Here is an 18,703-nt window from a genome sequence, read left to right as displayed (position 1 = left end):
TTTCGCACTTCAAATTTCAGCAGTGCCTTAGGAGGCGCCGGGATATTGCAAGTCTGAAAAAACAATTAAGGGAGCGAAAAATACGATTATGCCGTTGCACTCCATTTCATGCGTCGATTCACAATTGCAAAATGAAGTGCTTTTAGGGGAAAATAGGCGGTTTAGTGTATCTTGTGCTTTTCGTTCGACTTTATTGGAGGTGTGTCTGCCTGTCGAAGAATATAAACGAAGGCACCGGCTTTGGCCTTCATCATTCAATCCATTAACTCGCATCGAAATCACAGGCGAAAATCATGTCAATAGAGTCAAGACACATTCAGTTGATGGACACTACGCTGCGTGACGGCGAGCAAACGCAAGGTGTCGCCTTCACACCGACGGAAAAAGTGAGCATCGCCAAAGCCTTATTGCAGTTTTTGCGCGTCGACCGAATCGAAGTCGCTTCGGCTCGAGTGTCGGAAGGTGAAAAAGAGGCCGTCAGCCAAATCAACCAATGGGCCCGGCAAGAAGGCTTCGCCGACCGCGTCGAAGTATTGGGTTTTGTCGATCATACGCGCAGTGTCGATTGGATTCTATCTACGGGCGGATCGGTCATCAACTTGCTTGCCAAAGGCAGCGAAAAACACTGCCGCGAACAACTCGGCAAGACGCTCGAACAACACAGCGCTGAAGTATTAAAAACCATCAACTATGCTCACGAACAAGGCCTAAAAATCAACATTTATCTGGAAGACTGGTCGAACGGCTACAAAGACAGTCCCGCTTATGTCTATGGGCTCGTGGACCGCTTACGGAATAGCCCGGTTAGTCACTTCATGCTGCCGGATACCTTGGGCGTTATGTCCCCGGACGAAGTTTTCAACAGCTTCAGCGATATGTGCGGGCGCTATCCGGATTTATTGTTCGATTTTCATCCGCACAACGATTACGGTTTGGCGACTGCCAATGTCATGGCCGCAGTTAGGGCCGGCATCAGCGCCGTACATTGCACCATCAATTGCTTGGGCGAACGCGCCGGAAACGCTTCGCTAGCCGAAGTCGCCGTGGTCCTCCGCGATAAAATGAACATGCATTTGTCGATCGACGAAAGTCATTTGGTACGCATCAGCAACATGGTGGAAAACTTTTCCGGCAAGCGTGTTGCCGCAAATGCCCCGATCGTGGGTGCCGATGTCTTTACACAGACCGCAGGCATCCATGCCGACGGCGACCAAAAAGGCGGTCTATACAAAACCCGGCTGGGACCCGAACGCTTTTCCCGCACCCATAGTTATGCCTTAGGCAAAATGAGCGGCAAGGCTTCGCTGAAAAAAAATCTCGAACGGCTCGAACTCGAACTTTCCGAAGAAGACCAGAAGAAAGTTCTTGCACGCATCGTTAGCCTAGGCGACTCCAAACAAACCATCACGACCGATGATTTGCCGTTCATCATCGCCGATGTTCTCGAAAGCAAGAGCTATCAACATATAAAATTACTGAATTGTTCCTTGAATAGCGGCTTGGACCTCCAGTCCACGGTCAGCCTTCGCGTTGAAATCCAAGGCGAAAACCACCAAGCTACCGGCGCCGGTAGCGGCGGCTTCGATGCCTTCATCGACGCCATCAGTAAGGTGCTTAAAAAATACGACTACCGATTACCCGAACTGGCTGACTATGAAATCCGCATACCGAAGGGCGGCCATGCCAATGCACTGACCGAATGTGTAATAACCTGGAATTGCGGCAATGAATTACGCAAAACCCGCGGCGTCCACGTCAATCAAGTATTTTCCGGAATCATGGCTACGATTAAACTGATCAACATTCAGTTGCATGAAATGAAGAGCACCACTTAAATCGCGACTTTGACGCTGAGTAGAGGCTGATTTCGCGAACTCAACCAACCAGCAAAAGTGCCATTCACAATCAGGCGTGGACACGAAGTATATTAAGTTTTAACTATTCCATTCACTTAAAAACATAAAAATGAAGCATTATAAAATCGCAGTATTGGCCGGCGACGGCATCGGCCCTGAAATTACTAAAGAAGCGCTCAAGGTTCTCAAAGTCATCGAAGAACGTAACGATGTTACTTTCGAATTGATGCCTGCCTCGTTCGGAGCTTGCGCCTATTTCGAAACCGGCGACGCCTTCCCGCAAGCGACTATCGATATATGCGACCAGGCCGATGCGATTCTAAAAGGCCCGATCGGCTTGAGTCATGAAGAAGCAAAAAAAATCCCCATCGACCAACAACCCGAGCGAGGCGCGTTACTACCGATGCGCCGTCGCTACAATACCTACGCAAATTTCCGCCCGGTTTCTCTACCGAAATCTCTGGCGCATTTTTCACCGCTCAAGCCTGAAATTATCGGCGAAGGCATCGATCTGATCATCGTACGCGAATTGGTCGGCGGCCTGTATTTCGGCGAAAAAGAAATGGGCGTCAACGACAAAGGCCTGCGTTATGTCCGTGAAACACTGGAATACGATGAGGAACAAATTCGTCGTATCATGCACGAAGCATTCAAATTAGCCAGTAAACGCCGCAAGTTGCTGCACAATATTCACAAGAGCAACGTGCTGAAATCCAGTGTGTTATGGAACGAAGTCATGGAAGAAGTGGCGAAGGAATATCCGGACGTCAAGGTCGTTAACTTCCTAGTCGACGCTGCGGCAACGGCTTTATGCCTGAACCCGACCCAGTTCGATGTCATGGTCATGGAAAACATGTTCGGCGATATTCTCAGCGACCAAGGCGGAGGCATCCTAGGTTCGCTGGGCTTGATGCCTTCAGCCTGCATCGGTCCCGACAAAGCCTATTACGAACCGTCGCACGGCTCAGCACCGGATATCGCCGGTAAGAACATCGCGAATCCTTATTCCATGATCGGTTCGGTCGCGATGATGCTGGAAAACAGCTTCGACATGACGGCTGAAGCTAAAAATGTTTGGGATGCGATGCAAGGCGTTTTCGGCGACGGTTACTCCACCGCAGATTTGTCGAAACCCGGCAGCGGCGTAAAGATGATCAGCACCGAACAGTTTGGCGACAAAGTCGTGGAAAAATTACGGAATATGACTAAAGCTTAATCCTAAAAAAAGCCTTTTGTCCACGAAACACACGAAAATCACGAATATTCAATTAGCTATACTCTCCAAATTGCTTAACCAATGAATGATTCAAGTATCTCGTGATTTCCGCGGACTAACACCGAATTTAGAATAAGCCTTTGGCAGGAGGCGGTTTGCAATCCATAAGCATCAAGCTAAAAACGGCCAATTCACATCCCCTCTTCGCTCTTTCCCAAGCTCCGGCTTGGGAAAGACACCCCGGAAGCCCCCTTCGACAAGGCTCTCCTGGGCGCAGCCGAAGGGCTCAGGGCAAGAGCTTCCTGTGACTGACACAACCTCCGCGCGTTCTCAATCAACCCCGACTTTCTCGTTCAATCTTCCTTGATTGTCGGGAAGCTAGAGCTTCCTGAACAGATTACCCAAGCTGGAGCTTGCGTAACAGCATATTTTAGTATTTGTGACCTCGATACTATTTATTGTAACTTGGTATTTTCGGCCCCAACATCGCGATCTGGGGATCGCTCCCACAGTGTATGCACCACCCTCTGTGGGAGCAACACCTTCGTCTTCCCTCACCTAGCGTTAGGTGAAGGGCCAGCATGGAGCTGGCATAGAGCCTACAGGGATGTATTTACGGTGTCCTTTGACGGACACCCCGGTGCCGAATTTTGATCTGCGATTTGCATACTTAGCGAAGATAAACCCCGTCCGAACCAATCTTCCCCGCCCCATTTAACACGTAGATACCTGCCGAATTGGCTGGCACATGAAAACCAAGACAGCCGTTACTGACCGATATTTCCTTTCCGGTGATTGCGTCGCGATAAACTCCGTTACGGATATTTTCAACCGCTATATCCTGATCACTTCCGATAGCTAATCCGACAACGGCATAGCTTGTTCCGTCACGATAGTCCCGTACGAATCGCATGCCGCTTCCCCACTCATGGATTTGGCTCATTTCGCCCTTTTGCAATGCAGCTATCGCTCGCCGAATCTGATTCAAGCGCTTGATGTGTTGATATAGCGGATGACATTGGGTCTTACTAATGTTCTCGTCGGTCAGATGATCGCCGAAATAAGCCCTGCCGGTTTGATCGAGCGTGTCGTCGTTGCCGATAACATCCTGCGGCGCACCTTTCATGAACTCGATTTCCTCTCCGTAGTACAAGCAAGGAATACCGCGCACCGTCCACAACAAATTATAGGCGGCCGCGGCCATCCACTGCTCGCCTTTAAAGCGGAAACGGAAGTCGTTGTCAGGCCCGACATCGTGATTCTGTAGAAAGGTCACCAGCGTCGAAGCATTACCGTAGATCCAATCCATTTCCAGCACCCTAGCCACACCTTCGAAGCTGCCCCGACTCAGATTATCGCGAAAGGTCGAGAACAATCCGAAATCGAGTTGCGGAAAACCGGAATCACCGCCGGAATGCGGATTACGCGGATCGTGACCCAAGCGTGTGTACCACCACGGACGAATAAACGAAGGCCCGTTGTCGCCGCCGCCGAGATCGCCCCAGCCGTAGCCCTTGACCAAATTTTCGCCGAACACGAACAGCCCCGGCTTGTGCGCCTTCCAGGCATTGACGTATTCCAATAGATTATCGCGCGGCACATGCTTGACGGTGTCGATGCGTAGCGCGTCGACGCCCATGTCGAGATAACGGTTGACCGCGCCGATCAAATAATCCTTTACGTTTTGACGGTCGGTCGCGAGGTTAATGCAATCGCCGGCGATATGTTTCTTCTGAACGGCCTCGCTTTCCCAATCGCCGCCGCAGATAAAGCCGTGCTGCATGTACCATTCAGGGTCGAGAGATTGCGCATCGATACCGAAAAAACGACCGGGATCGTAACCGGGTTTCGGAATCGTTTCTCCGGTCTTGGGATCTTGCAGCGGCACCTTGCCTTCGGGATCGCTATGATGCCTTTCACGATACCAGTCAGGGGCCACTGGATTGTCGATGTCGTCGCGGTTGGGCCAGGCATAATTACCGAGATGGCCTTGATACGGGCCATGATCGACCCGGCCTTGCTCCGAACCTTGCGGTACATAATATTTGATCGGCAGATGATCGATGTGCACCTTGTCGCGAATACCGTATTGGCAGGAATGATTGACGACGACATCCTGAATGATCTTGATGCCACGTTTATGGGCTTCGTCGATCAAATCCTGATAAGTCGCATCGGGCGATTCGAGGCGGGGGTCGATACGAGTCCAATCGTAGGCGTGATAGCCGTGATAATCCAAACCGCTACGGTTTTCGACCGGCGGCGTGATCCAGATCGCGGTGAAGCCGAGATCACGGATGTAGTCGAGACGTTCGATCAAACCTTTGAAATCGCCGCGCCAATGCGGGTCTTCCGGTTCTCCGGTTTCAGGATTGAACTTGATGCGGTCGCGGCAGAAAAAACTGATGCTCGGATCGCCTTCATTGAAACGAGCGGTCAGCAAGAAATAGATCGTTTCCTCGCGAAAATCACCCAATGGCCCGTTCGGATCAATCGGCGCATGAATGACGCTATCCGACAAAAAAGTTTGGCTTGAGCTTTGTCCTTCGAAATTCAAATTCGGGCCAGCCAAACGATGTGTCAATCTACCAGGATCTTCAATCCAACGCCCGTTCGCGTAATAGCCACTTCGGGCGCAATGTAAATCCTCAGTCTGCGAGCCGTTGCCGTCATTGAAGACCAGGCTAGCAGACTTAGCGCCGTTGAAGCGGTAGACGAACCAACCATCGTCATCCGCCGCCATAGGCTGGCCTGGCCAACTCGTACTATGATCGTCAGGATAAGTATTCCAGTAATGAACATGAACGGTATCCGCCCAATTGGCCGGTTTAAGAAAGCGTATAACGAGTTCGGGCATGTGACTTTGAAACGAACGGTGAATAAGAAGGGTATCAAGGCAGTATGCTAGCCATGAAACCGTAAACTAGCACTCTGCGCCGGGGATAATGGCAATTGAATACTAGACTGTCAAGTACCGGATGATTAATCCAACAATTTTCAATTTGAAAATCCGCAAGTGCGTGGAGCGAACATGGAGGGGGTAACAGTTTTTGCTCCTGCAAAAAATCACAAAGGTGAAAAATAGCTCTTTCATCTCCTGCCTTTCAACCGTCTTCATTTGAAAAACCGAAGACTTCGTTGACATTCACCGGTATCGGATTCATTTCCATGGCGTTCCGCCGAACTCAAAGACCTCACGACAAAATTCCACGACGCTCGCATCATAGATGAAGCCCTTGCCTCGTTCGATCTCGTTCAAAGCCGCTTGCACTCCCAAAGCCGCCCGATAGGGCCGATGCGAGGCCATCGCTTCAACCACATCGGAAACGGCGAGAATGCGCGATTCCATCAAAATTTCGTCGCCTTTTAGCCCATGAGGATAACCGGTGCCGTCCAAGCGCTCATGATGCTGAACAACCATTTCGGCTATCGGCCATGGGAATTCGATGCCTTTGACAATTTCATAACCGATCGACGGATGGCTTTTAATGATGGTAAACAACATCGGTTCTAATTTTCCAGGCCGATTGAGTATTTCGATCGGGACGGCGATCTTGCCGATATCGTGTATCGTCGCACCTAACCGCAACCCTTCTAAACGATAAGCATCGAAGCCCATACGCCGGCCGATTTGCACCGCCAACTCGGCAACCCGCTCTTGGTGTCCGGCGGTATACGGATCGCGCTTTTCAATCGTCATGGCAATCGCGCGAATGGTTTGAATCAATGAGCCTTGCAATTTTTCGGCAAAACGCTGTTGTTCTTCCTCGGCATGTTTGCGCACCGAAATATCGATGATACTAGCCCGGTACTCGGCAACGCATCCTGTTTCATCTTTAATAGGATCAATGCTAAGACTAACCCAGAGCCCGCGACCATCTGCGCGGCGCATATTGAGCTCGATATCGCGAACGCTTTGCTCGCCGGCAAATAACTTCCCGATTTGCGTTCCCCCAAAAAGATCGAAAATCGTTTTCGTTTCCAAAAAAGCCCTGTCATACCCTAGCATCTCGCATAACGACTGATTGAATTGCAGCAAAACTCCGTTTTGGGGTGCGACCGATACATAAGCATTAGGCGCGTTTTCGTATAATTCTTCGTATCGATTCTCGGCGATTTTCAAAACCGACTCGGCATGCTCGCGCTCTTGTCGAATACGCAATGCCCGTATACCGAACGCCAAGTCGCCGGCCATTTCTTCAAGCAATCTCAATTCGGCTTGATCGAAGGCATCCGGCTCAGCAGAATCGAGCGTGATCGCACCCAAGGCTTCGTCATCCGAAATCAACGGCAGCGCGACCACCGACGCATAACCTTGTGTAAACGCGGCTTCGCGCCATGACGGAGCAAAGTCACGCGAATTATTGACGATATCTTTCAGAATAAACGTTTCCTTGTTGCGAATGGCGTAGGCCGCCGGATTGCGTCCGCCTGCATCATCGGCCCAAGACAGCTCGACCGAAGTAATGAAGTCGATATCGCCCCCGGCAAAAGCCATCGGACGAATCGTTTTACGATCGTCGTGCTCCGCATAGCCAACCCATGCAAAACGGTAGCCGCCGCTGTCGATCAAGATACGGCATATATCGTCCATCAGAGTTTGTTCTTGTTGCGCATGAACAAGCGTTGTATTGCACAGACTCAGCGTGCGTAATGCCCGGTTGAGCCTACGCATTTCATTCTCGGCCTGACGCAGCTCGGTAACATCCTGCACCGTGCCTATCATGCGAACCGGTTCTCCCGCATCGTTGACAATTACTTCACCAATTTCGTGAAGCACTCGCTCGACACCATCGGCACGGCAAATACGGTGATCAAGCTCATACTCATCGCCTCGCGAAAAGGCATTTTGCACGGCATCGGCCACAAAATCTCGATCTTCCGGCGATATCAACTCTAAAAACCTCCGATAAGTCGCTACGAATTGTTGAGGCTTAAAACCGAACATGCGGTACACTTCGTCGGACCACGACAACTCGTCGGTGACAATATTCCATTCCCAACTGCCTAGATGGGCGATTTGTTGAGCCGCAGCCAAATTCGTTTCACTAACCCGCAAGTGATTCATCGTGTCGATGCGCCGAAGAGTGTTGATAATCATCTCTCCAGCCGTTTGCAGTAGACGCTCTTCTTCTTCGTTCCAGCGACGAAAACGCCTGACGGAATCGACGCCGATAAAACCCGAGAAAACCCCGCCGTAATTAAATGGCGCCAAAAGCAGCGAAAGTATATTTTCGCGTTCGAACTCCTCGCGCTCGGGTATAGCGCCTGAAGGCAAGCGGCTAACATCGTCTATTGTTACGATTCTTCCGTTCATCAGCTCTCCGAACAACCACGGAAAAGATTCCACCTTAAATTTGCACAGCGAATCGATTTGCGGCTCGATGCCTTCCACGCACCATTCGTGAGTATGTCCGAAAGTATCTCCGGCATCATCGTAATCGAAGATATACGCCCGGTCGACGTCTAAAAACCGGCCTAATTGTTCGAGCGTTTTCAAAACGGTTTGATTAATTTGTTCCGGTCTGGCGTTACTCAAATTCGAAGCGATTTTGGCAATCAAGGTCTCCAAACCGATGCGATAGGTCAGCGCCTGTTCGGCCCGCTTGACTTCGCTAAGATCCAGAACGGTCAAGACAAAACCTTCTCGCTCGTCGTGATCGTTTAAAATCCCCGCAACCGTAATGAAAACCGGTAAGCCAAAGCCGCTCGACACATTCAATTCCATTTCGGCCGAAAAACCTTCGCCGTCTCGGTCGGCTTTATCGAATAGAGCTTGCAACTGCGGCATGAAATAAGCCGTGACCAGCAAACAATCACCTTTATTAAATAAGTGTTTATTACACTCGGGTTCGTGCGAATCGCACCCTAAAAGCGTTCTCAAACTCGGATTGCAAAAAATCACCCGGCAATCGCAATCCAATATCATAATCCCTTCGCCGGCCTGCTCTAGGGCTCGGTTTAATATTCTTCGACGCGCCTCTGTCTTGCGCAACTCGGTTACGTCTTCCAAAATATGAATCGCACTCTTGCTGCTTCTGTCCGCATGTATAATCCCGAAAGAGCGCGAAACGAATATATCGCCATTAGGTAGTTGCAATTCGTTTGCTTTAGCAAAACTAGCTTCCGGAAAATTACGGCATGCAGGCATCGGTTCATTCAGTTTCGGAAATAATTCGAAATAAATGCGTCCGATGACTTGTTTCAGCGTCATTCCCGCACGATCGCAATAAGCGGGGTTGGCTCTAACGATGCGCATCGCGGCATCGTGAATGAAGATAGGATCACCAATCGCATCGAAAGCATCGTTCCAGTCTTGGCTAATGAGTTCCAATTGTCGCCGGCTCTCTTCCAATTCGGCAGTTCTTTCCCTAACTCTAACCGCTAGATGATCGCGCGCATCGATCAATTCGCTTTCCGTTTTGCGCAGACGGCTATTCAGACGAATGAAATAAACAACAAAGAGACTTAATACCAGCGGCGTCAGTATCGACAATAACAACCAATGCCAATAATGACGCAAAAAATCATCAAAACCGATCCGGCCAATCTCTTCATACGGACTCAGTCGTAACTCGCGCAATAAATCGTGCACGGGTCGGTAATTATAAGCAACGGTCCAACCGGCAATTCCCGCTGCTTGAGCAGCGGAACTATCGATTGACATCAACATTAACGCCGAGGCAACTTCGAGACTCAAAGACTCGGAGGTATCGGCGAGTTTAGCAAATGGCCATTCAGGGTAAAGGCGAGTACTGCTTAAATAGCTGAAATTTTCATGCTGTATAGGGTTGATAACTTTCAGTTCTTTCAGATCGATCGCACCTTCTTTATGCATTTGCTCCAAAGTATCGCTACGCGCGGTCCCGGCATCGGCCGATCCATCTAAAACCGCACGGACGGTCGCATCATGGGTATTAAGAAAACTCAACCGAGTATGCTTCTCTGGCGTCACGCCCTGAGCCTGCATTTCACGCCAAGCTGCCAGATATCCGCCTAATGACGATTCGCTCACCGCAGCGAAACGCTTGCCTTTCAAGTCGGCAATTTGATTTATGTCTTCCCGATCCGCGCGCGTGAATATCACGCCGCTAAAAAATGTATTGCCGCGTCCGCCATTACGCTTACGCATTGTAGCGATACGCCCCGCGCCATAACGCGCCTCGAAATCGACATAGATTCCCGAGTTCACGAGAAAAAAATCGACTTTGCCCGAAGCGACAGCTTTATCGATTTCGTTAAAATCTAGCGGAACGATGGAAAAGTTTCGACTGGATATTTCACTCGCCAAATACTCGGCCGTCGGCAACCATTCGACCAAAGCGCGGTCCTTGCCCCGATTCGCCAATACGCCGATACGTACCGTATCGTCAGCAGCAACAGAAGCCGGTGTCAAGAGTAATATTGACGATAAAGACAAGATAATTAAGCGCAGCAGAAGCATATCGAACAATTTAATAGAGGAAGATTATTCTTAGGATTTTAAGAATGAAATACGAAGTCACCACCACCGGAACGGCTTAATTTCCTTGAGCATCATAGCAGATAAACCTTAAATAACGGTTCGGTTAAACAGTAAAAAATAATCGGTGATTCTTCTTGATGATTTATGCTCTGTAGGTAGCACTACCATTAAGTTAAGGATTTGGTCGTAAATAACTTCCCTATTTTATGGAAAGTTCGGTTGCTCGATTGACAGGTGTCGGCGGAAGGGAAAGCCGCCGTGAACCCATCCATGGGGCTTGACGGCAGCAATCCCTGCTGCCAACATCCTCGCTAGCCACACCCCATACCTTCATAAAGTCAACCATTTTTTGAGTATAAAGGGAGTAATTTCGCTAAAATACGAGCAAAATCGCAGTGTCGGGTGCGGTACTTATTTCATGTTCTCTCCTTATCCGATTTGACTTTTTTCGGTTTCGGTTTATAAATGGTCAGAAGAGAACGCTTTTTTGAGAGACTTTCTATTTTTTCAATTCTTTGTGATTATTTTGAGTGTTCGCATTTCAAATTTTGGTATTTTTACATGAAGAAGAAAGAGTATTAGGCGAATTTTAATTCCCGCAATATTCCGATTTTTCTAGGCGTCTAATTTCCACAATTTATAGATACGATCTATTAAATTCGTTAATTGAACCGTAAATCTCTATCGATAACCCTAACCCAAACTTAACATTTTGCAATTGTATGATACTGAATAATATGTAAAAATTTATTTTGATAGCACTACATTTGTTAACGCTGAGTTAATTGATAATTTTTGACTTATACCAAAATTTGATTCGCTAAGAGTTTATATCTCTTATTCGTTTTTACTTATTTTTTGAAGTTCGAGTAAAATCGATCAATAGAAAGGAATGCTTATATGCTTGAATGGTCGATTCTAATTTTTTTACTTTTTATTGTTTATATCATTATGAAAAAATCTAACACCACCACTGAAAAAACCAAATCCGAGACTGAGAAGACCGTGACACCCGAAGCGGTTAAAGAAACGCCAAAGAAAGCAAATCCTACCCGCCCGTCCTCTAAACAAGTTAAAGCCGCCACCGAAGAACCTAAAGCAACAATCGAACAACCGGTCACAACTGAAACCGCTAAAGTAACGCCAAAAAAAACCAGCACCGCCCGAGCTGGCACTAAAAAAACAAGCAGCCCTCCTCCAGCTCCGGTTGCCAAAACCCCGGAAATAAGCATACGTGAACGCGTCGGTTTAACTGCAGGTAACATTTGGCAATACTTGGACAAAAATGGCGAAACTTCCGTTGCAAGATTAATCAAAGAACTTCCTGAAGAAGAAAAAATTATCCATCGCAGCATCGGTTGGTTAGCCCAGGAAGATAAAATCAAACTCGACACCGTCAATCGAGTTGAAACCATCGCACTAAAATAATGAAGGGAATGAACCGTGTGGACTAATCTGCCTAATCTAATGTGGATTCAAGCAATCTGCAAATTACGTTCTTTAAATAAGCTAAACTAGCTACATATTGTTGCAGCCATAAATGAAACGTACTCACAAATTACTCCCATTTGATTGAAAAAAGTCAAACAAATAAAAGGTCTGGGGCGTGTCTATCAAGGACCGCTGTAAACCCGGCATCTAAATTCCATTGCTCATTGGCTATGATTAACTATCTGGGATAATTTAGGTGCTGGGTAAACCCATCCATGGGGGCTAGACTGCAAGCCCCCCCTATTCCCTACATCCTCGCTAGCTACAACCTCATACCTTCATAAAGTTAACCATTTTTTGAGTGTAAAGGGAGTAGAAGATAGTTAGTTACAACGTTTCTCAGTTTTATACCCGAAGATCAAAATTCGGCACTAAGGGCCCTAGCACCTAATTTATTTAAGAGTCAGTGAGCTATGAAATTACATGGACGTATTCACAGCGTCATTTGACGGTCACCCCGGTGCCGAATTTGTAAATACGATGGATATAAAAACCTCTACATTAACATTTCTTCGGCGCCCAAATTACAGGGTGATTTTTTGAAGGTTCGGCAGCCGGCTTGCCAAATCGCTTCACCGCCTCATAAACCCACCGTGCGCGTAGCTTATTCATACCGTCTTCGATACAAATGCGCTGTAATAATCTGTCGACAGGGTCTCTATGAGCGGCCATGCTCAATAAGCCATACCGCATTAGTTGATAAAGCGCATCATGTACCAACGAACCACGCATAATGTTTTTAGTATCGATAGCTGGACCCGACGCACCATCCCAAGCATAACCTGATCTAATCAGCAAATTACCAGAGGCATCAAGTTGAATAAACTGGATGTCTATTGCTTGATTGGGAGCAATGCCAATATTAGGTAACCTATAATCTTGTTTAAGTTGATATTTATAACCGCTACGGTAACCAATACAATTCATATCACACCTCACCCAAATGTAAAAACCTACCTCAATTTCCTCTTAACCTCCACCAAAACCTGCTTCCGTTGCGTAATTATTCCCCCCCTAGCATTGCCACGCAGAGCATAGGAACGAGAATGGCCGTGGAACTGAATATTCACATGCCAACTGCTCTTTTCAGGTTCAAATTTAGCTAAAGCCTATACACACACAACAATCTGAATGTGTATTTCCTAGGATACCTTTTAACTGCTTTTTCGTTTAGCCCCTATATAAAAGAACAAACCAAATGCCAGAACAGCAGGCAGCAAATTCCAGGTCACTAGCCACTTCCAATTAGGTATTTGGGTAACATACCCCCAAAAGCGGTCACTATTTGTTGTAGAGAATTCATTGGGAAGAAAGCACGCAGTATAAGTGTAAAAAGAGCTATCAAAAACATAGCACTTGGCTCTTTCTTTAGTGTAGGCCTCACTATGTCTTTTTTCGATACTGGAATCGCTGAAAACAGACTGGAGCACATGATAAACGGCTTTTAGTTTTTCGCTTATTTCGCCTGGGTTTTTATCGAATGTAAAAGTGTAGTTTTCACCAGTTTCTAAAACAGAATAACGATAAACCTCGCTCTGATATTCATAGATATATCCATCTTCGGCTGCGCGAGCTTCAGGGCAATAATTGGTTGCCCATATAAATATCAGATAACACAAAAAGACCATGACAGGAATCTTCCTTGGTTTGGCGAGCAATGACGAGACTGTTTGGAATTGAATTCGATACATCATCATGAAAAATTCCTCTTAGAATAAATCAGCAGTATGCACTTTTTTACCCGAATTGGTATGCATGAAATCGTCTGCAGCGCTTCCCTGGCCAGGGAAGCGGCTATTGAGCAAGCAGAACTTGCGATAGCTAAATAACCTCAATAAAAAAGCAGTTATCAGGTCGTGAGCCTGTTTTTTTACTCCCTTTATACTTAAAAAAGACTAACTTCATGAAGATATGGGGTGTGGCTAGCGAGGATGTCGGCAGGAGGGAACGCTGCCGTCAAGCCTACACGGACGTATTCACGGTTTCCTGTCAAGCGAGTTTCCGAACCCGCTACAAAACTCATAGCTCCAGGAAGTTATTTTTCACGAAATCCTGAACTTGTCAGAATTGAATCAAACACCCAGGTTTGTTTTATCCTTCTGGAAAGATTATGGCAGAATAAGCCGTAGAACTATTTTGAGAGAACCGATTAATGAACGATATTTACAGTCAAAAGCATCGGCAACTGCAAGACCTGCATGATACGCGCAATCTAGCCGACCGGGTACAGGAGCTGATCGTCGAAAATCAAATCAACGAACAACATCAGCCTTTCATCGAAAGCCGAGACTTTTTCTTCTTGACCTCGATCGACCACCGAGGCTATCCCACCTGTTCCTACAAAGGCGGCAATCCGGGTTTGGTTCGCGTTGTCGATCCTCAAACGTTAGCCTTCCCCAGTTATAACGGCAACGGCATGTTTCTGTCGATGGGTAATATTCAAGGCAATCCCAAGATTGGTATGTTGTTCATCGACTTTGAAACACCGCACCGTATCCGAGTACACGGCGAGGCATCGATTCAAGAAGGCGACTCATTGCTATCGGAATACCCGGGAGCAGACATGATCGTCAGAGTCAAAATCGGCGAGATATTTATCAACTGTCCACGCTATATCCACCGCATGCAGCGCATTGAAACGTCAAAATACGTCCCTCAATCCGGCAATGAAACACCCATTCCACAATGGAAACGCATCGATGCATTACAGGATGCGCTTCCCGCTTCAGAACAAGATCTTGCAGAAAAGCTAGGCGGCACCATTACGCCGGAAGAATACGCCGAGAAGGTGATAAAGGGAGAAGGATGATTTCAACATTAAAGAACCCTGTCATCATTATCTTCAAATCCTGCAGAAGGTTAAGGAGGCAGACCCTGAGGTATCCCCGCGAAACAGCCTAATAAAACAATTTGCTATGGCTGAAAATTGATAAATATATTGATTTTTTTCATCGTTCCTACGCTCTGCGTGGGAATGCATCCCAGGACGCTCTGCGTCCCTAGAGGTCGATAATCACGACAAGAGCAACGATACATTCTCTACAGTTTCTTAATCCGATTGCCCGCCGCAGTCGACGCAGAGCGCCTAAAGCGGCATTCCCACGCAGAGCATGGGAACGAGCGTTTTGTGGGGATACATCAGGGGCAGACCTTATATTTGACATAATAATGAATCCGGATGCGCTCAATGCCCACCAAAAAAGGAAGTGTCAAAGTTAAAGCTCCCTCTTCCTTTTTTGTCTTATCTCTCCGCATGCCGCGAATCGATGGCTAGGAAGAAGAAACCTCGGCAAGTACTTTCCGGGGACGATCGATATTGCCGAAAATAAGGAAAGCTACGATTTAACACGCTGTAAAAAATAGCTTGCACTTTTAAAGTTCTGTCTCGCAATACCAAAACATTGCGCTATCCCTAGCACTAACCCTTGCTTCATTGCGGAGTCTCGCCCTCCCCAGCCTGCAACACATAAATAGTCGCCCCAATCACTGCGGCCGGCGCGACGATGATATTTATTATCGGCAAGGTTAAACCTAACATCGTGACGCCACCGAAGCTCATCGAACCTAGACGAATGCTTTTGAGTATTTTACGTTGCTCAGAAAATAACAAACCGGCATTCTCCAATGGATAAGCCATGTATTCCAATGCCGCACCCCAAGCCCCAAACAAACCCCATAAAAAAGGCGCCGCGATATTGATGCCGGGAATGATCGATACAATTAATAACGGCAATGCCCTGCTACCCAAATAACCGAAGCGCTTGAATTCGGCCAGGATGATTTTGTTGATGGAGTGCTCGCCAATCTCAAGCTTTCGGCCCGTAAAGAGTTCCGCCGATTTTGCCGACAATGTGCCGTAAAAGGGCGCCGCAATCACATTCGCCACAATAGTAAACGTGAAAAAACCGGCGATAAAAAAACTAAGAAAAAACAGCGGCCACAAAACCCAGCTTAACCATGACAACCAGTCCGGGATAAAATATGCTATAAGGTCGGCCACATAATAATAACCGAGTACCAACACCGCGCTATAAAGGACGAGATTGATCAAAACCGGAATCACGATAAATTTTCGCAACTCCGGCTTAAGCGCCCAACGCAGGCCACGAAAGAAACAACTCACCGCCCACGCCGGATTATTGCCTTTTTTTGAAAACTTCATTATTTCAGTCCCCCCATACCATTTTCCGATGGATTCAATACCACGCCGCGTTCGGTCACGATCGCCGCAATCAATTCGGCCGGCGTCACATCAAACACCGGGTTCCAAGCGCTGACCAAGGATTCCTGATTATAACTATCCGGTAACAACTCATTCGATGCACGCTGTTCGATTTCAATACCGCTACCATCGGCAAGATTCCAATCGATCGTCGAAAATGGAGCAGCTACCATTAACTTTATGCCATGTTGTTTTGCCAACACCGCCAGCGAATAGGTGCCGATCTTGTTTGCGGTATCCCCATTTGCGGCGATTCGATCGGCACCGACGACAATCCAATCGACCGCGCCCGACTTCATTAACCAGGCGGCCGCCGAATCGGCTATCAAAGTCGCTGCAATGCCATCTTGAGCCAATTCCCAAACGGTTAGTCGGGCACCTTGTAACCAAGGGCGAGTTTCTCCTGCAAAAACCTTATTTAAGCCTCGCCGGCAGGCGCTCCGAATCACGCCGAGCGCGGTACCATAACCGCCTGTCGCCAAGGCGCCGGCATTACAATGCGTCAAAACGCCTTTAGTTCCACCGATAATGTCGGCGCCTAACTCGCCGATTCGATGATTCGCGGCAATATCGGCCTGATGGATTTCTAGGGCCAAGGCTTGTGTTGCCGCCACCGGATCTTCCGGGTGGGAATTTAAAAGCGCTTTCATCCGGTCCAAGGCCCAAAATAAATTGACCGCGGTCGGGCGCGATGCCGCCAGCCTTTCGATATCAGTAAACACTTTATCAGACCAATTTACAGAACGATCGTGATAATGCTGCTTCACCGATAACGCCACACCGTAAGCCGCCGCAATACCAATAGCGGGCGCTCCGCGCACACACATCGTTTTGATCGCTTCAGCGACTCCCAGCGCATCTCGGTAGTCTTCATAAACGATTGTTTTAGGAAGCAGCCTTTGATCCAGGACTTTTAACGAATCGCCTGTCCATTGCAGGGCTTGTACCGCTAATTGTTTGGGTTCAGTCATTGTTTATCGAATAGGTCGGAAAAAAAGTTATAATTCGGTTTTATCTTGCGATGCATGCTGTCGGCACACATTGCACGCAGGCTATTAATTTAATTTGGAAACCGTTCATGAAAGTCGATATTGCTATCAATGCCCGCTGGATTATACCCGTTGAGCCGGCATCCGTAACCTACGAGCATCATACGTTGATTATCGACAAAGGTCGTATCGTCGACCTATTGCCGACAACGGAAGCCTCGCAAAAATACCGGCCCGATTCGGTGGAGAATCTCGACCGACACGCCCTTATTCCCGGTCTGATCAACTGCCACACTCATGCCGCGATGACCCTATTGCGCGGCATTGCCGACGATTTACATTTAATGGACTGGCTGCAAAATCATATCTGGCCGCTCGAACACCAGTGGGTCGGCGAGGCTTTCGTCCGGGACGGCACTGATCTTGCGATCGCCGAAATGATACGCGGCGGCACGACCTGTTTTAACGATATGTATTTTTTCCCGGAAATCACCGCGCAGCAGGCGATACATCACGGCATACGCGCCGGCATCGGCATGATTCTAATCGACTTTCCGTCCGCCTGGGCCGAGAATGCCGACCGTTATATCGAAAAAGGCCTGGAACTGCACGACCGTCTCCGCCACGAGCCATTGATCAAAACACCGTTTGCGCCGCATGCGCCTTACACGGTCTCGGATGAACCTTTACAGAAAGTCAGAACTTTCGCAGACGAACTCGATGTGCCGGTACACATGCATGTTCACGAAACCCGGCACGAAGTCGATGAGGCCTATGAAAAAAACGGTAAACGTCCAATCGAAAGATTGAACGATCTTGGCCTGATCAATCCCTCGTTTATCGCCGTGCATATGACGCAATTAACTGACAGTGAAATCGAGCTGTTTGCCCAGTCAGGAGCGCATATCGTTCATTGCCCGGAATCCAATTTGAAACTAGCTAGCGGCTTTTGCCCGGTCGCGAAATGCCTCGATGCAGGAATCAATGTCGCGCTGGGTACAGACGGGGCCGCCAGCAATAACGACTTGGATATGCTCGGCGAAATGCGGAGCGCCGCGCTGCTAGGGAAAGCCGTCGCGAACGACGCATCAGCGATACCGGCCATGACCGCGCTTAAAATGGCAACGATCAACGGCGCCAAAGCCTTGGGCCTCGACGACGAAATCGGATCGTTGGCTATCGGAAAATCGGCCGATATCGCGGCGATCGATTTGAGCGGCATCGAAACCCAACCTTTATATTGTCCGGTCTCACAAATCGTTTACGCGGCAAGCCGACAAAACGTTACCGACGTTTGGGTAAACGGCAAACGCTTATTGAAACAACGGCGCCTGACAACACTTGATCTTGCCGAATTAAGGGTCAAAATCGACGCATGGCGGCAGCGTTTATTTCAATAACTAATACTGACCTCTAATCCGCCGCTAGCAATAACCCAGTAATATAGTATACAATTATTCAACC

11 protein-coding genes are annotated in these 18,703 nt (G+C 48.1%); 5 read left to right on the top strand and 6 right to left on the bottom strand.

Annotated features, from left to right (window positions below; translation table 11 throughout):
- Positions 1 to 293 precede the first annotated feature (293 nt).
- Both ACRJJO_RS06225 and leuB read left to right on the top strand, forming a co-directional pair.
- Complete coding sequence (locus ACRJJO_RS06225) at positions 294 to 1,835, top strand: alpha-isopropylmalate synthase regulatory domain-containing protein (protein ID WP_431065021.1); 1,542 nt, start codon at positions 294 to 296, stop codon at positions 1,833 to 1,835.
- 130 nt (positions 1,836 to 1,965) lie between these two features.
- On the top strand, positions 1,966 to 3,072 hold the full coding sequence (gene leuB / locus ACRJJO_RS06220; protein ID WP_431065020.1) for a 3-isopropylmalate dehydrogenase: 1,107 nt from the start codon (positions 1,966 to 1,968) through the stop codon (positions 3,070 to 3,072).
- Between the two features lie 670 nt (positions 3,073 to 3,742).
- On the opposite strand, the gene ACRJJO_RS06215 is transcribed toward leuB, so the two are convergent.
- Both ACRJJO_RS06215 and ACRJJO_RS06210 read right to left on the bottom strand, forming a co-directional pair.
- Positions 3,743 to 5,929 carry an alpha-amylase family glycosyl hydrolase gene (locus ACRJJO_RS06215; protein ID WP_431065019.1) on the bottom strand — a complete coding sequence of 729 codons (2,187 nt, stop codon included), beginning with the start codon at positions 5,927 to 5,929 and terminating at the stop codon, positions 3,743 to 3,745.
- Between the two features lie 303 nt (positions 5,930 to 6,232).
- On the bottom strand, positions 6,233 to 10,516 hold the full coding sequence (locus ACRJJO_RS06210) for a PhnD/SsuA/transferrin family substrate-binding protein (RefSeq protein WP_431065018.1): 4,284 nt from the start codon (positions 10,514 to 10,516) through the stop codon (positions 6,233 to 6,235).
- A gap of 921 nt (positions 10,517 to 11,437) precedes the next feature.
- Between ACRJJO_RS06210 and ACRJJO_RS06205 the strand changes: the two genes are divergently transcribed.
- Positions 11,438 to 11,965 carry a winged helix-turn-helix domain-containing protein gene (locus tag ACRJJO_RS06205; protein ID WP_431065017.1) on the top strand — a complete coding sequence of 176 codons (528 nt, stop codon included), beginning with the start codon at positions 11,438 to 11,440 and terminating at the stop codon, positions 11,963 to 11,965.
- 564 nt (positions 11,966 to 12,529) lie between these two features.
- Here the strand turns inward: ACRJJO_RS06205 and ACRJJO_RS06200 are convergent.
- Positions 12,530 to 12,955 carry a hypothetical protein gene (locus ACRJJO_RS06200; protein WP_404355363.1) on the bottom strand — a complete coding sequence of 142 codons (426 nt, stop codon included), beginning with the start codon at positions 12,953 to 12,955 and terminating at the stop codon, positions 12,530 to 12,532.
- Between the two features lie 227 nt (positions 12,956 to 13,182).
- Entirely contained in the window at positions 13,183 to 13,725 is a 543-nt protein-coding gene (locus ACRJJO_RS06195) for a hypothetical protein (RefSeq protein WP_431065016.1), read from the bottom strand.
- 455 nt (positions 13,726 to 14,180) lie between these two features.
- Here ACRJJO_RS06195 and ACRJJO_RS06190 point away from each other — a divergent pair, with 455 nt between their 5' ends.
- Complete coding sequence (locus ACRJJO_RS06190) at positions 14,181 to 14,837, top strand: pyridoxamine 5'-phosphate oxidase family protein (RefSeq protein WP_431065015.1); 657 nt, start codon at positions 14,181 to 14,183, stop codon at positions 14,835 to 14,837.
- A 621-nt stretch (positions 14,838 to 15,458) separates the two neighbouring features.
- Here the strand turns inward: ACRJJO_RS06190 and cysZ are convergent.
- Positions 15,459 to 16,190: a sulfate transporter CysZ gene (cysZ, locus tag ACRJJO_RS06185; protein WP_431065014.1), complete on the bottom strand. Its 732-nt coding sequence runs from the start codon at positions 16,188 to 16,190 to the stop codon at positions 15,459 to 15,461.
- Entirely contained in the window at positions 16,190 to 17,221 is a 1,032-nt protein-coding gene (mtnA, locus tag ACRJJO_RS06180; protein WP_431065013.1) for an S-methyl-5-thioribose-1-phosphate isomerase, read from the bottom strand. The genes cysZ and mtnA overlap by 1 nt, the downstream gene beginning before the upstream one ends.
- A gap of 107 nt (positions 17,222 to 17,328) precedes the next feature.
- Here mtnA and ACRJJO_RS06175 point away from each other — a divergent pair, with 107 nt between their 5' ends.
- Positions 17,329 to 18,639 carry a TRZ/ATZ family hydrolase gene (locus ACRJJO_RS06175; protein WP_431065012.1) on the top strand — a complete coding sequence of 437 codons (1,311 nt, stop codon included), beginning with the start codon at positions 17,329 to 17,331 and terminating at the stop codon, positions 18,637 to 18,639.
- The last annotated feature ends 64 nt before the right edge of the window (positions 18,640 to 18,703 follow it).

The organism is Methylotuvimicrobium sp. (assembly GCF_050611805.1).
GTDB lineage: Bacteria > Pseudomonadota > Gammaproteobacteria > Methylococcales > Methylomonadaceae > Methylotuvimicrobium.
The sequence above is the reverse complement of the archived record's forward strand: the minus strand, read 5'-3'. Positions and strand labels throughout refer to the sequence as shown.

Bases quoted from the DNA above. Each gene is read 5' to 3' on its own strand.
- ACRJJO_RS06175 (WP_431065012.1), top strand. From the start codon at position 17,329: ATGAAAGTCGATATTGCTATCAATGCCCGCTGGATTATACCCGTTGAG.
- ACRJJO_RS06215 (WP_431065019.1), bottom strand. From the start codon at position 5,929: ATGCCCGAACTCGTTATACGCTTTCTTAAACCGGCCAATTGGGCGGAT.
- ACRJJO_RS06190 (WP_431065015.1), top strand. From the start codon at position 14,181: ATGAACGATATTTACAGTCAAAAGCATCGGCAACTGCAAGACCTGCAT.
- cysZ (WP_431065014.1), bottom strand. From the start codon at position 16,190: ATGAAGTTTTCAAAAAAAGGCAATAATCCGGCGTGGGCGGTGAGTTGT.
- ACRJJO_RS06205 (WP_431065017.1), top strand. From the start codon at position 11,438: ATGCTTGAATGGTCGATTCTAATTTTTTTACTTTTTATTGTTTATATC.
- mtnA (WP_431065013.1), bottom strand. From the start codon at position 17,221: ATGACTGAACCCAAACAATTAGCGGTACAAGCCCTGCAATGGACAGGC.
- ACRJJO_RS06195 (WP_431065016.1), bottom strand. From the start codon at position 13,725: ATGATGATGTATCGAATTCAATTCCAAACAGTCTCGTCATTGCTCGCC.
- ACRJJO_RS06200 (WP_404355363.1), bottom strand. From the start codon at position 12,955: ATGAATTGTATTGGTTACCGTAGCGGTTATAAATATCAACTTAAACAA.
- ACRJJO_RS06210 (WP_431065018.1), bottom strand. From the start codon at position 10,516: ATGCTTCTGCTGCGCTTAATTATCTTGTCTTTATCGTCAATATTACTC.
- ACRJJO_RS06225 (WP_431065021.1), top strand. From the start codon at position 294: ATGTCAATAGAGTCAAGACACATTCAGTTGATGGACACTACGCTGCGT.
- leuB (WP_431065020.1), top strand. From the start codon at position 1,966: ATGAAGCATTATAAAATCGCAGTATTGGCCGGCGACGGCATCGGCCCT.